The following is a 13,275-nucleotide window of genomic DNA, read 5'->3' on the forward strand; positions in this document are numbered from 1 at the left end:
GCGTCGCCCCGTGGCGGAACCGGTGCGGCTGTGGTGGGCGAGGCGCCAGTTCTCGCGCGATCTCGCCGTTCCGTACGCGGTGGGGACCTACCGCGACGCCTGGTCGTCGTACCCCGAGCTGATCCGGCAGTACCACCCGGAGCTCAACAACGGGATCGTGCTGTCGCAGGTGCCACCGGCTGCCGACGTCCTGCTGTGCTGGGAGTGCGCGAGCGGCCATCGGTTCGCGGCGACCCCCACCGAGCAGCGCAACCGGCCCGGACGGCGGCGCCGGCGATCCGCCTGGTGCCCGGAGTGCACCGCCCTGGCGCTGCCTCCCGTCGTCGTTCTCGGCGAAGCGCGCCCGGTGGCTCGGGCGGCGCCGGTGCGGGCACCCGACGTGTGCGAGAAGACACCGGATCTACCCGTCGGCGAGCCGTTCGCGAGCACGTGCGCGCCGGCGCCGGCCTCGGCGGCGGAGGAACGGCTCCGCGCGAACCTCACCGAGCGACTGCTCTTCACGCCGGGGGTGAATGCCGTGCGGGTCGCGCGTCCGTTCTTCCGGCACCGCGAGGTGTGGCCGGACATCCTGCTGCCCGAGCTTCGCATCGCCGTCGAGTACGACACCATCGGTCGCCACGGACTCGAGCACGTCGGCCGCAGACGCACGTCGGATCTGCGCAAGGATGCGCTACTCCGGGCCGCGGGGTGGGAGGTCGTCCGGCTGCGGACAGGGCCGCTCGAGCCGCTCGGACCTCACGATCTGCAGGTCGGCGGGATCAGCGGTCGCGCGCTCGACCGACTGATCGACGCGCTCCGCGGCATCCGCGGAGACCTCATCGTCAACGCTTACCTGCGCTGACCGCGCTCGGGCGCGCGCCGAGTGTAGACCTCGAGGACGAGCCGGATCCGGCCGCCGCGAACGCGCTTCAGGAAGGTCTCGGCGGCCAGTTCGGCGACATCGACGCGACGTTCGGCCGCATGTCCTGACGGCGATTTCGTATCGTGGCGGTATGACGATCGCAACGGCAGACCTCTACGACGAGCGCGGCGATGACCTCGACTCGGTGTCGACGCAGTTCCTCGACCTGGGTGGACGTGAGGCCTTCGACGGGCCGGTCCGCACCATCAGGTGCCACCGTGACAACGGACTCGTCAAACAGATCCTCGCCACTGCGGGCGAGGGAGCCGTGCTGGTCGTGGACGGCGGCGGATCGCTGGCGTCGGCGTTGATGGGCGACCTCATCGCCGCGTCAGCGGTGCGCTGCGGATGGGCGGGCGTGATCATCGTCGGCGCCGTCCGAGACCGGGCGGCCCTGGCTGAGCTCCCCCTCGGGATCAAGGCCCTCGGGTCGAACCCCCGCAAGAGCGCGAAGGACGGGGTCGGGGAGGTCGACGTGCCCATCCGGATCGGTGATGTCACGGTGCATCCGGGCAGACACCTCTGGGCCGACCGCGACGGCATCCTCGTCGAGCGGTGACCGACGCCGTCGTCCCGCCGGGCCCGAAGGCACAGCGGGACGGTGGCCACGATGGGACGACGCTCGGAGGTGCGCGTCAGCGCTTGAGCGCCTCCGCGAGCTTCACGCGCGCCCCCATCCGCAGAAGCGAGTTCTCGTAGATCTTCGCGCCGACGAGGATCGCCGCCACGCATGTCACCAGCATCACGACCAGGGCCAGCAGCGGCTCCCACCACTGCGCTTCGCCGACGAAGATGCGAACCGGCATGCCCACGGGGGCCGAGAACGGCACGTACGACATGATCGTGAGCACCACCGGGTTGTCGTTGAAGAAGATGACCAGGAAGTACGGCGCCATCACGAGGTAGGTGAGCGGCGTGATCGTGGCGCCGATGTCCTCCTGTCGGGAGACCATCGCCCCGGCCGCTGCGAACAGCGCCGCCAGCAGCACGAACCCGAACAGGAAGAACACCGCGAACCAGGCGATCGGGCCGCCGAGACCCGCCAACAGGAACTCCTGCCCGGTCACCGTGAGCCCCACGGTCGCGATCGCGGCGATGCCGACGATCTGGCCCATCGCGAGGATCGTGTTGCCGAGCACCTTGCCCGCCAACAGGGCGCGGGTCGGGATCGCCGAGATGAGCAGCTCCACCACACGGGTCTGCTTCTCCTCGACGACACTCGTCGCGATGGTCGTGCCGAAGGTGAACGCCGCGGCGAAGAAGACGCCGCCGAAGGCGATCGCGATGATGTAGCGCAAGAAGCCGTCGGTGCCCTCGGGCTCGAGGATCTCCACCTCGGGTGCGATGCTCAGGGCCTGCAGCAACGTCGTCGACGGTGCGTCCTCGAAGACCACCGTGAAGCCCAGGGGGTCGGCGCCGCCGGGGACGATCGCGGCATCGACATCGCCGCTGCGGACCAGCTCGCGGGCCTCCTCCGCGTCGGCCGCGTCGGTCACGTCGAACCCGTCGAGCCCCTCGACGGCGCTCGCCGTCTCGGGGGTCACCGCGAGCGGGGTGCGGCTGTCGGACTGCGCCGCGAAGCCCGCCCACAGGACCGCGGCGAGCACCAGGGCGAACATCACCGCAGTGGAAATGAGGAAGGACTTCGCGCGCAGCTTGGAGCCGAGCTCGCGCTCGGTGACCAGCCAGACGCTCTGACCGAAGGACGGGGAGGAGACGGACGCGTTCACTGGATGACCTCCGTGAAGATCTGGGCGAGGGTGGGACGGCGCGGCGCGAAACTGGTCACGTCGCCGGCGGCGACCGCGCGCTGAAGGACGCGCTGCACGGTCTGGTCGGAATCGGCCTCGAAGACCGCGTAGCCGCCGTCGAAGTCGACGACCTCCACACCGGGCTCAGTGCGCAGCCATCCGGCATCCGATGCCGAGACGAGCTCATAGCGGCGGGTGGCGTGCTCCGCGCGAAGGCCGTCGCGCGTTCCCGCCGCGCGGATCGTGCCGCTGGCGATGATCACGAGGTCGTCGCAGAGACGCTCGACGACATCGAGCTGGTGCGACGAGAAGAGCACCGAGGTGCCCTGCGCCGCGCGGGTCTGCAAGACGTTCGCGACCACATCGACGGCGAGCGGGTCGAGGCCCGAGAACGGCTCGTCGAGGATGAGCACCTCGGGGTCGTGCACGAGCGCCGCGGCGATCTGCGCGCGCTGCTGATTGCCGAGCGAGAGGGTCTCGACGTTGTCGCCGAGCCGCTCGCCGAGCCCCAGCTCCTCGAGGAGGGTGGTGGCGCGCGCGGTGGCATCCGGCTTCGAGAAGCCGTGCAGCCGGGCGAGGTAGACGATGTGCTCGAGCACCTTCATCTTCGGGTACAGGCCGCGCTCCTCGGGCATGTACCCGAACCGGCGGCGGTCGGCCGTGGTGACAGGCGTGCCGTTCAGGGTGACGTCGCCACCGTCGCGGGCGAGGACGCCGAGGATGATGCGCATCGTGGTCGTCTTGCCGGCGCCGTTCCCGCCGACGAAGCCCGTCAGCCGGCCGGGCGCGACGTCGAAGGTGACGTCGTCGAGCACCCGGCGGGTGCCGTAGTTCTTCGTGATGCCGCTCAGATGGAGCATCCGATCCTCCTGCTCGTCGTGGGGCCGCACGTCGCGTCCTCATCTGGTTCCACGCTAGGGATCGTCCGCGCGCCGGACCTCCCCCCGACGGGTGATCTCCGATCCCCCTCCTGAGACGGAGACGGGCGCGGCTGACGCCCGATTACATGCACGGGAATGCGTATCGTCGACGGTGTGTTGGGGTGGGAGTGGATGCCGCGACCCGTGGCATCCGTCCGCTCGACCCTGGAGGATTCATGACCGACCGCACGATCGGCTACATCGTCGGCAGCATCTCGTCGACCTCGATCAACCGCAAGCTCGCCAAGGCGCTGGAGCGCCTCGCCCCCGAAGGCACGACGCTCGTGGAGATCCCGATCAAGGACCTGCCGTTCTATTCGGTCGACCACGACGGCGCCTTCCCCCAGGTGGCCGTGGACTTCAAGCAGGCCATCGCCGACGTCGACGGCGTCATCATCGTCACGCCCGAGTACAGCCGCTCGATCCCCGGCGTGCTCAAGAACGCCCTCGACTGGGCCGCCCGCCCCTACGGCCAGGGCTCCTTCGACGGCAAGCCGACCGCCGTGATCGGCACCTCCGGCAGCGGCATCGGCACCGCCGCCGCACAGCAGCACCTCAAGGCTGTGCTGAGCCACTTCAACGCCCCGACCCTGGGTCAGCCCGAGGGCTACGTGCAGAGCACGCCCGGCCTCTTCTCTGAGGACGGCGAAGTGTCGAACGACGAGACCGCCGGCTTCCTCGTCGGCTACCTCGAGGCCTTCAACGCCCTCGTCGACCGCTACGCCAAGGTTTCCGCGTCGCTCTGACCCGACACCAGACGAACGGCCCCGCCCCGGTTCCCGGGAGCGGGGCCGTTTCGCGTGGTGTCAGGTCAACCCGTGGCGGTGGGCGTAGACGACGGCTGCGACGCGGTCGCGGGCGCCGAGCTTCTGCAGCACGTTCGAGACGTGCGTCTTGACCGTCGCCTCGCCGATGAAGAGGGTCTGCGCGATCTCGCCGTTGCTCATTGCCTGCGCCAGGAGGCGGAGGACCTCGGTCTCGCGATCGGTCAGCTCGACGGCGGGGGCGGGCGCGGTCTCCGCCGTGCGGGGGAGGGATGCCGCCGGCGCCGGGTCCGTCGTGGGTGCCGGCGCCGAGGCGAAGCGCTCGATGACGCGTCGCGTGACCGCCGGGGCCAGCAGCGCGTCGCCGTCGTGCGCCACGCGGACGGCGTGGGTGAGTTCCTCCGGGCCGGCGTTCTTCAGCAGAAAGCCGCTGGCTCCGGCCGCGAGGGCCTGGAACAGGTAGTCGTCGCGGTCGAACGTCGTCACGATCACGACGGCGGCGGTGATCGCTTCGTCGGCGACGATGCGGCGAGTCGCCTCGAGTCCGTCCATGTCGGGCATCTGCACGTCCATGCAGATGACGTCGGGGTGGAGGGTGGATGCCGCGGCGATCGCCGCCACCCCGTCGCCAGCTTCGCCGACGACCTCGATGTCGCCGGCGGCCTCGAGGATCATCCGGAATCCGGCGCGCATGACCGCGTGGTCGTCGACCAGCAGAACCCGGATCATGCGTCGCCCCCGCCGCCGCCGTCGACGGATGCCGCGGCTGCCATCACCGCGGCATCCGCCCCGGTGTCACCGCCCTGTTGCGGCGCGCCGACCGGCACCCGAGCGCGCACGAGGAACCCGCCCCGGTCGCGTGCCCTCGCCTCGAGGGTTCCCCCGGATGCCGCCGCACGCTCACGCATGCCGACGAGCCCGAGCCCGGCGCGGCCGGACAGAGGAGCACGGCCGGTGTTCGACACCTCGAGCTCGATGCCGTCGCCGTCGTAACGGACACGGAGATCGGCGGTCGCCCCCGGCCCGCCGTGACGGCGCGCGTTCGTCAGCGCCTCTTGCGCGATGCGGTACAGGTTCACCTGCACGAGCTCCGAACTCGACACCGGTTCGCCGACGACCGAGAGCGTCGTCGGCAGCCCGTTCGCGTTGGCGTGTGCGACGAGGTCGGGCAGGGCGCTGAGGCGCAGCGTCGACCCGCCCGGGGCCTCCGCATCGGGCGTGCGCAGGGTCTCGAGCAGGTGGCGGAGCTCGGTGAGCGCGCCACGCGCCGACCCCTCGACACCCGCGAGCGCGGTCTTCGCGGCATCCGGATCGCGGTCGAGGACCGTGCGGGCCGCCCCGGCTTGCACCCCCATCGCCGAGACGTGGTGCGCGACGACGTCGTGAAGTTCGCGGGCGATGCGCACCCGGTCGAGGGCGACGGCCTGCGCCGCGGTGAGCTCCCGCTCCCGCTCCAGCTCGGCGGTGCGCTCCTCGAGGGCGGCGTGTTCGACCGCGCTCGCGTAGGCGCGCTCGCCGAACAGGTACGCGCCGCCGAAGAAGGCGATGTTGATGAGGAACTGCAGCATGGCGAAGGCGGCGAAGGGCGAGAACGGTCCTTCCTGCGACAGCGAGCTGTCGGATGCCGCCGACTGGAACATCGAGACGAGGAGCCAGACGAGCATCGCGATGATCACGAGGACTCGAACGAGCGCCGCGCGGCGCCGGTCCGACACCCACGCGCCGACCGTGTACATGGCGATGAACAGGGCAACGTTGCCCACGTACACCTCGGGGATCAGCAGGGAGACGCCGACGAAGTACGACGTCGCCACGGCGATGAGCACGATGCTCGGCCACCGGCGGCGGAAGGCGAGGGGGAGCGTGAGCGCCGCGGCGTACACGAAACCCCACCACAGGTCGGGGTGGTCGCCGCCGTAGATGCCCGAGACCGATCCGAGCGCCGTGCTCAGGATGCCGGCGACGAGCATGCCCGCCGCGAGCCACGCATCGTGGCGGGATTCCTCAGGGGTGACCTGACGACGCAATGACATGACGGACATCCCTCCACGCTAGAGGCGACGCCGCGGTGCGGCATCCGTCGCGTGACGGAGAAGGAGGGGGGATCGGTGTCAGAAAATCCCTGTGTCAGAAAATCATCGGGCGGTCGTCGTCAGCGTCGCCGTCCAGCTCGAGGTCGACGACCACCGGAACATGGTCGCTGGGGATCTCGCCCTTGCGCTCGTTCCGGTGGATCTCGGCGGCCACCACGGCATCGGCCAGCGCCGACGAGCCGAGGATGAAGTCGATGCGCAGGCCCTCGTTGCGGGGGAAGCGCAGCTGCTTGTAGTCCCAATAGGTGTAGCCGGTGGGAACGAGAGGGCGGACGGTGTCGGTGAGTCCGGCGTCGAGGAGCGCCTGGAACGCGGCACGCTCCTCGGGGGAGACGTGGGTCGTCACGCCCTCGACCACCGTCGGGTCGCCGTTGTCGGCATCCGTGGGAGCGATGTTGAAATCGCCGACGAGCGCGAGCGGCAGGTCGGGCTGTGCGGCGAGCGTCCGCTGCGTGTACGCGCGGAGCGCCTCGAGCCAGTGCAGCTTGTACGTGAAGTGGGGGTCGTCGAGTCCGCGGCCGTTGGGGACGTACAGGCTCCAGACCTTCACACCGTCGATGGTCGCCCCGAGCGCGCGCGCCTCCTGCGGGGCATCCGGACCCTCGTGCCCCTTCAGAAAGCCGGGCATGTCGGGGAACGCGTGCTCGACCTCGGTGATCGGGGAGCGGCTCGCGATCGCGACGCCGTTCCACTGATTGAGGCCATGCGCCTCGACGTGGTACCCGGCTTCCTCGAACGCCTCGTAGGGGAACTGCTCGGGCTTGCACTTGATCTCCTGCATCGCGAGCACGTCGATGTTCTCGCGCACGGCGAAGTCGACGGTGCGCACGACACGGGCGCGGATCGAGTTGACGTTCCAGGTGGCAAGCCGCATGCCTCCCAGCCTAGATCGGGGCCCCGACGCCTCCGGTCGTAGACTCGTCGCGTGACCGTCGCCTCCACGCCCGCACTCGAAGCCGACCGCCAGAGCCTCATCTCGCTGATCCAGGAGGAGGCCGTGTTCCACGGCGACTTCACCCTGTCGAGCGGCAAGAAGGCGTCGTACTACGTCGACATGCGCAAGCTCACGCTCGACCACCGTGCGGCTCCCGCGATCGGCCGGATCATGCTCGACCTCATCCGCGACGTCGACGGTATCGTCGCGGTCGGCGGTCTGACTCTCGGCGCCGACCCGATCGCCAACGCCGTCATGCACGAGTCGGTTCGCACCGACGCTCCGCTCGACGCGTTCGTCGTCCGCAAGGAGCCGAAGGACCACGGCCGCGGTCGTCAGGTCGAAGGCGCGGATGTCGCGGGCAAGCGCGTCGTCGTCGTCGAGGACACCTCGACCACCGGTCAGTCGGCGCTCAAGGCGGTGGAGGCGCTGCGCCGCGAGGGTGCCGAGCCCGTCGCCGTCGCCGTGATCGTCGACCGCAAGACCGGAGCTCAGGCCGCGGTCGAGGCGGAGGGTCTCACCTGGCTCGCCGCCATCGACCTCGACGACCTGGGGCTGCAGCCCCAGTAATCACCTCACTGCTCGAGGTCGTCCCAGGGGTTGCCGCCGCGATCGTCGTCGCGCCGGCGACGGACCATCTGCACGATGACGATCACGAGCGTCGTGGTCATCGTGAGGCCCACGACGGCGAACAGCAGGTTCTGTTCCAGCCCGCTCATGCGAAGCCTCCTCCACTCGGTCCCCCCACTCTGACACCGATATGTGCCGATTGCGGCATCCATTGTCGGAACCCACTGGGAAACCTCGCCCGGCCACGTGACCTCAGGGGCCCGCGAGCGTAGGGTCGAGGGGTGGCACGAGACGTGTGGGACCCCCGACATCTGCCCGATCTGAGCGGTCGCCGATACCTCGTCACGGGTTCCAACGCCGGGCTCGGATTCTTCTCGTGCCTGCAGCTCGCGGGCGCCGGAGCGCACGTCATCATGAGCGGCCGGAACCCCACTCGGCTCTCTCGAGCGCGGGCCGCGATCGTCGCCCAGGTGCCCGACGCCGACCTCGAGACGCTGGCCCTCGACACGAGTAACCTCGGCTCGGTCCGCGCGGCGGCCGCGACCGTGCGCGGGCGGGTCGGACTGAACGGCGTCCTGCTGAACGCCGGGATCGTGCACCCCCCGAAGACGCGGCAGGTGACCCTCGACGGGCACGAGCTCGTCATCGCGACGAACGCGTTGGGGCACTACGCGCTCGCCGGCGCGCTCCTGCCCGCCCTCGCCGCCGCGCGCGGCCGGATGGTGTGGCTCGGCTCGGTCTCGACGACGCTCTTCCCCTGGGATCCGACTGACCCCGAACTGGTGCACGGGTACACGCCGTGGCGGGCCTACGTGCAGTCGAAGGTCGCGACCTCGGCGCTCGGTTTCGAAGCGGATCGCCGGCTCCGGGCGGCATCCGTTCCCGTCGACAGCATCGTCGCCCACCCCGGATACTCCCTCGGCGGCCGCACCCGACGCATCGCGGGTGTGAGCGCGCCGACCCGGCGCAAGCGTCTGTTCAGCAGCCTGCAGGCGCCGATCTCGCAATCGAAGGAGCGCGGTGCATGGTCACCCGTGCGCGCGCTCGTCGACCCCGACGCCGAGGGCGGACAGTACTGGGGCCCGTCGGGCTTCATCACCGGGGCGCCCGAGCAGGTCACGCCGTCGAAGGTCACCGTCGACCCCGACGTCGGCGCCCGGGTGTGGCACTACGCGGAGCACGCCACGCGGACCGAATGGCCCTACCTCAAGGCGCGCAAGGTTCGCCTGCGCTGATCCCGCCTGGCGCCGGGTCGCTCAGGCGCTGATCCAGACGGCGGATGCCGCGGCCGCGGGCAGCTCGATCGTCGGACCGCCGTCGACCTGGACGGCGTCGCGTCCGGTCGCCGTCACCGTGTGACCCACGTCGATCCCCGCCTCCTCGAGGGCTCGGAGGAGCGACGGGTCGCGGTCGGAGACGCGGAGCACCCGGCCGGTGTGTCCGAGGGCCGCCTCGGCCAGCAGGACGAACGGCTCCCGCTCCACGGTTCCGTCGGGCGCCGGGATCGCATCGCCGTGCGGGTCGAACCGCGGGTGTCCGAGGCGCGCGTCGATCCCGGCGAGCAGGCGGTCGCTGATCGTGTGCTCGAGGACCTCCGCCTCGTCGTGCACCTCGTCCCACGCGTAGCCGAACTCCCGCACCAGCCAGGTCTCGATGAGGCGGTGTCGCCGGATCACCGACGTGGCGCGCAGCGTGCCGGCATCCGTCAGCGAGATCGGGCCGTACGGACGGTGGGAGACGAGTCCCTGGGCGGCGAGCTTCTTCACCATCTCGGTGACGCTCGAGGGCGCGAGCCCGAGCTCCGACGCGAGGATCGACGGGGTGACCGGCTGGGTCTGCCACTCGGTGTGGTGGTAGATCGTCTTCAGGTAGTCGTCGATGGTGGACGGCGAGGCGGGCACGCCCCCAGGGTATCGGCCCGCCGTCCCGGCCATGGTGACGGACGTCGTCACCCGCCGGTGAAGGTGAGCCAGAGCAGCGCGCAGTTGAGCGCGATGAGGAAGACGGATGCCGCAGCGCCGGCGACCGTGGTGAATACGCGGTTGCGGTGCGCCCCGACCACGTCGCGCCGGGCGGTGAGGACGACGAGCGGCACCAGGGCGAACGGGATGCCGAAGCTCAGCACCACCTGGCTCAGCACGAGGGCGAGGGTGGGGTCGACTCCGACGGCGAGGATCACGAGCGCCGGGACGAGGGTCACGAGTCGCCGCGCGAGGAGGGGGAGCCGCACCCGGAGGAGTCCCTGCATGATCTCGGCGCCCGCGTACGCGCCGACGGCGCTGCTGGCCAGGCCGCTCGCCAGCAGGCCGACGGCGAACAGCGTCGCGACGACCGGTCCGATGCCGCTCTGCAGCGCCGCGTACGCCCCTTCCAGGCTGTCCGTCCCGGGGATGCCCGCCAGGTTCGCCGCCGCCAGCAGGAGGATGCCGAGGTTCACCGTGCCGGCAATCGCGAGCGCGATCGTGACGTCCCATCGAGTGGCGCGGAGGAGGCGGGTGGTGGCGAGCCGCTCGGGTTGCGCTGCCTCGGCTTGCGCGGCCGCGGGCCGTGCGGGCGCGGCATCCGCCGGTCGGAAGCGGTCGCGGGCCAGCGCGCTGTGCGCGTAGATCGCGTGCGGCATGATCGTCGCGCCCAGGATGGACGCCGCCAGCAGCACGGAGTCGGCGCCCTCGAAGCGGGGGAGAAGGCCCGAGGCGACGCCCGTCGCCTCGGGCGGTCCGATGAAGACGCCGTAGCTGAAGCCGATCACGATGATCGCCATCAGGCCGATGATCACGAACTCGAAGCTGCGCGCGCCGCGGCGCGACTGGATCATCAGCAGCACGATCGAGACCGCGCCGGTGATCAGGCCTCCCCAGACGAGGGGGACGCCGAAGAGCAGCCACAGGGCGACGGCGCCGCCGATGATCTCGGCGACGTCCGTCGCCATCGCCACGAGTTCGGCCTGCACCCAGTACAGGCGACGCGCGACGTTCGAGCGGATGCGGGTGCCGAGCACCTCGGGGAGACTCTGGCCCGTGACGATGCCGAGCTTCGCCGAGAGGTACTGGATCAGCCAGGCCATGACGTTGCCGAGGACCACCACCCACACCAGCAGGTACCCGTACCGCGCGCCGGCGGTCATGTTGCTCGCGACGTTGCCCGGGTCGAGATAGGCGACCCCCGCGACGAGCGCCGGTCCGAGCAGCCACGCCAATCGCGACCCACGACGCCGGGGCGTGGGGAGCGCGGCGGCGGTACGGAGAGCAGATTTCGGCATGCCGAAAAATGTACCAGGAGTTTTCGGTCGACCGAAAAAAGCGTTGAGGTGGTGCCCGCGTAGCCTGGGAACATGACTGACCCGGCCCCCGTCCCCGCCGCGCCGGACGGCCCGTCGGCGGACGGTGACGCCGAGCCGCAGCTGCCCGTCGGCGTGGGCCCCTGGCCCGGCGGTGAGGCCGAGTGGCCCGACAACCCCCGCTACGACCGCGAGCTGCTGGCCGGCGGTGACCGGCGCAACGTCGTCGACCGGTACCGCTACTGGACGATGGCGGCGATCGTCGCCGATCTCGACGAGAAGCGGCATCCGTTCCACGTCGCCATCGAGAACTGGCAGCACGACATGAACATCGGATCGATCGTCCGCAGCGCCAACGCCTTCGGCGCGGCCGAGGTGCACATCATCGGCAAGCGCCGGTGGAACCGCCGCGGCGCGATGGTCACCGACCGCTACCAGCACGTGCGCCACCACGAGGACGTCGCCGCCTTCACCGCATGGGCGGATGCCGAACGCCTGCCCGTCCTCGCCATCGACAACGTCGACGGATCGGTGCCCGTGGACCGCGCCGACCTCCCCGAACGCTGCGTCCTGCTGTTCGGCCAGGAAGGTCCCGGGCTGTCGGCGGAGGCGCTCGCCGCGGCATCCGGAGTCATCGAGATCACCCAGTACGGCTCGACCCGCTCGATCAACGCGTCGGCCGCCGCCGCGGTCGTCATGTACGAATGGTGCCGCCGCTACGCCTGAGCGTCAGGCGCCGACCGTGAGCCACTCCGAGCGGCGGACGCGGAGGCCCAGGGTCACCAGTCGCGCCAGCATGTAGACGCCGAAGAAGCAGACCGCGAGCCAGGCGAGCCCCGCGGCACCGGCCGGGAGCAGCAGCCACACGACGATGAGCGCGGGCAGGTACGGCACGAGGTTCACGGCGCCGACGATCGCGAGGTACTTCGCGTCGCCCGCGCCCATCAGCACCCGGTCGAGCACGAACACGACACCGCACACGGGCTGAGCGACAGCGAGCACGAGGAGTGCCGGCTGGATCAGCGCGGCGACCTCCGGGTCGCCGGTGAACGCGACGCCGATCACCCCGGACAGCGCGGCGATCACGACGCCCACGATGACCCCGAACCAGATGCCCCACGCGACCGTGCGGCCGAGGACCCGACGGACGAAGGGCTCGTCACCCGCCCCGAGCCCGCGGCCGATGAGCGCCTGCGCCGCGATCGCGAGGGCGTCGAGGGCGAAAGCCGCCGTCGAGAAGATCGTGAATGCGACCTGCCAGCCGGCCAGCTCCTCGGTGCCGATGGCGGTGGCGACCGCGACGGTGACGAGCAGGGCGACGCGCAGCGACACCGTGCGCAGGAACAGCCATCCGCCCGAGCGTGCGGACCCGCGCACCCCGTCGCGCTGGGGGAGGACCGATGCCGAGTGGCGTCGAGCGAGGCGACCGATGACGACCGCGTACGCGGCGACCATGCCCCACTGGGCGGCGACGGTCCCCGCCGCGGAACCCGCGATGCCCCAGCCGAACCCGTAGATGAAGAGCCAGTTGAGGAGGGCGTTCGCCGCGAAGCCGAGGCCGGCGATCCACAGCGGGGTCACCGTGTCCTGCATGCCTCGCAACAGGCCGGTCGCCGCGAAGACGATCAGCATCGCGGGGAGCCCCCACATCGAGAGCCCCAGATAGGCGACGGCCTGCTCGGCGACTGCGGTGGTCGGGTCGAAGAGGCCAACGAGCATCGGCGTCGCCAGCGACCCGACGAGGGCGAGCACCGCGCCCAGGCCCAGCGCGAGCCACAGCCCGTCGATGCCGACGCTCACGGCGCTGTGCGTGTCGCCGGCACCGAACCGCCGCGCCACCGCCGGGGTCGTCGAATACGCGAGGAACACCATCAGACCGATGATCGTCTGCAGCACGGCGCTGGCGATGCCGAGCCCCGCGAGCGGGACGACGCCCAGGTGCCCGATCAGCGCGGCATCCACGATGAGGAACATCGGCTCGGCCACGAGCGCCCCCAGGGCGGGCACGGCGAGGCGCAGGATCTCGCGGTTCAGGGTGGGCGCGGGCACGCGTTTCAGCCTAGGG

General features: G+C 70.9%; 15 protein-coding genes. 6 read left to right on the forward strand and 9 right to left on the reverse strand.

Translation table 11 applies throughout. From position 1 onward, the window contains the following. Positions 1-10 precede the first annotated feature (10 nt). Together BKA24_RS03000 and rraA are read left to right on the forward strand one after the other, a co-directional pair. On the forward strand, positions 11-841 hold the full coding sequence (locus BKA24_RS03000) for a zinc-ribbon domain-containing protein (protein WP_184214916.1): 831 nt from the start codon (positions 11-13) through the stop codon (positions 839-841). A 151-nt stretch (positions 842-992) separates the two neighbouring features. Further along, a complete protein-coding gene (gene rraA / locus BKA24_RS03005; protein WP_184214918.1) occupies positions 993-1,460 on the forward strand; it encodes a ribonuclease E activity regulator RraA in 468 nt (155 codons plus the stop codon). Between the two features lie 76 nt (positions 1,461-1,536). On the opposite strand, the gene BKA24_RS03010 is transcribed toward rraA, so the two are convergent. Together BKA24_RS03010 and BKA24_RS03015 are read right to left on the reverse strand one after the other, a co-directional pair. Continuing rightward, a complete protein-coding gene (locus tag BKA24_RS03010) occupies positions 1,537-2,631 on the reverse strand; it encodes an ABC transporter permease (RefSeq protein ID WP_184214920.1) in 1,095 nt (364 codons plus the stop codon). Beyond that, on the reverse strand, positions 2,628-3,512 hold the full coding sequence (locus BKA24_RS03015; protein WP_184220349.1) for an ABC transporter ATP-binding protein: 885 nt from the start codon (positions 3,510-3,512) through the stop codon (positions 2,628-2,630). Before BKA24_RS03015 ends, BKA24_RS03010 begins: the two co-directional genes overlap by 4 nt. Before the next feature lie 236 nt (positions 3,513-3,748). On the opposite strand from BKA24_RS03015, the gene BKA24_RS03020 reads away from it, so the two are divergent. Next, entirely contained in the window at positions 3,749-4,318 is a 570-nt protein-coding gene (locus tag BKA24_RS03020) for an NADPH-dependent FMN reductase (RefSeq protein ID WP_184214922.1), read from the forward strand. A 60-nt stretch (positions 4,319-4,378) separates the two neighbouring features. Here the strand turns inward: BKA24_RS03020 and BKA24_RS03025 are convergent, their stop codons facing one another. From BKA24_RS03025 to BKA24_RS03035, 3 genes are all read right to left on the reverse strand, one after another. After that, a complete protein-coding gene (locus tag BKA24_RS03025) occupies positions 4,379-5,065 on the reverse strand; it encodes a response regulator (protein WP_184214924.1) in 687 nt (228 codons plus the stop codon). Further along, on the reverse strand, positions 5,062-6,378 hold the full coding sequence (locus tag BKA24_RS03030; RefSeq protein ID WP_184214926.1) for a sensor histidine kinase: 1,317 nt from the start codon (positions 6,376-6,378) through the stop codon (positions 5,062-5,064). The genes BKA24_RS03025 and BKA24_RS03030 overlap by 4 nt, the downstream gene beginning before the upstream one ends. An 85-nt stretch (positions 6,379-6,463) precedes the next feature. Then, entirely contained in the window at positions 6,464-7,303 is an 840-nt protein-coding gene (locus tag BKA24_RS03035) for an exodeoxyribonuclease III (RefSeq protein WP_184214928.1), read from the reverse strand. Positions 7,304-7,354: 51 nt separating this feature from the next. Here BKA24_RS03035 and pyrE point away from each other — a divergent pair, with 51 nt between their 5' ends. Continuing rightward, positions 7,355-7,933, forward strand: a complete 579-nt coding sequence (pyrE, locus tag BKA24_RS03040) for an orotate phosphoribosyltransferase (RefSeq protein WP_184214930.1) — start codon at positions 7,355-7,357, stop codon at positions 7,931-7,933. A gap of 5 nt (positions 7,934-7,938) precedes the next feature. Here the strand turns inward: pyrE and BKA24_RS03045 are convergent, their stop codons facing one another. Next, the gene (locus BKA24_RS03045) at positions 7,939-8,082 is read right to left on the reverse strand and encodes a hypothetical protein (RefSeq protein WP_184214932.1); all 144 of its coding nucleotides are present in this window, start codon (positions 8,080-8,082) and stop codon (positions 7,939-7,941) included. Between the two features lie 132 nt (positions 8,083-8,214). Between BKA24_RS03045 and BKA24_RS03050 the strand changes: the two genes are divergently transcribed. After that, entirely contained in the window at positions 8,215-9,168 is a 954-nt protein-coding gene (locus tag BKA24_RS03050) for an SDR family NAD(P)-dependent oxidoreductase (RefSeq protein ID WP_184214934.1), read from the forward strand. Between the two features lie 21 nt (positions 9,169-9,189). Here BKA24_RS03050 and BKA24_RS03055 read toward each other — a convergent pair whose 3' ends face one another. Beyond that, a complete protein-coding gene (locus BKA24_RS03055) occupies positions 9,190-9,834 on the reverse strand; it encodes a metal-dependent transcriptional regulator (RefSeq protein WP_343065890.1) in 645 nt (214 codons plus the stop codon). Positions 9,835-9,881: 47 nt separating this feature from the next. Continuing rightward, positions 9,882-11,192 (reverse strand): Nramp family divalent metal transporter, encoded by a 1,311-nt coding sequence (locus BKA24_RS03060; protein WP_184214936.1) that lies wholly within the window; start codon positions 11,190-11,192, stop codon positions 9,882-9,884. 72 nt (positions 11,193-11,264) lie between these two features. Between BKA24_RS03060 and BKA24_RS03065 the strand changes: the two genes are divergently transcribed. Continuing rightward, positions 11,265-11,936, forward strand: a complete 672-nt coding sequence (locus BKA24_RS03065) for a TrmH family RNA methyltransferase (RefSeq protein ID WP_184214939.1) — start codon at positions 11,265-11,267, stop codon at positions 11,934-11,936. A 3-nt stretch (positions 11,937-11,939) separates the two neighbouring features. On the opposite strand, the gene BKA24_RS03070 is transcribed toward BKA24_RS03065, so the two are convergent. Then, a complete protein-coding gene (locus BKA24_RS03070) occupies positions 11,940-13,259 on the reverse strand; it encodes an MATE family efflux transporter (RefSeq protein WP_184214941.1) in 1,320 nt (439 codons plus the stop codon). Between the last annotated feature and the right edge of the window lie 16 nt (positions 13,260-13,275).

This window comes from Microbacterium marinum (assembly GCF_014204835.1).
Classification (GTDB): Bacteria; Actinomycetota; Actinomycetes; order Actinomycetales; family Microbacteriaceae; genus Microbacterium; species Microbacterium marinum.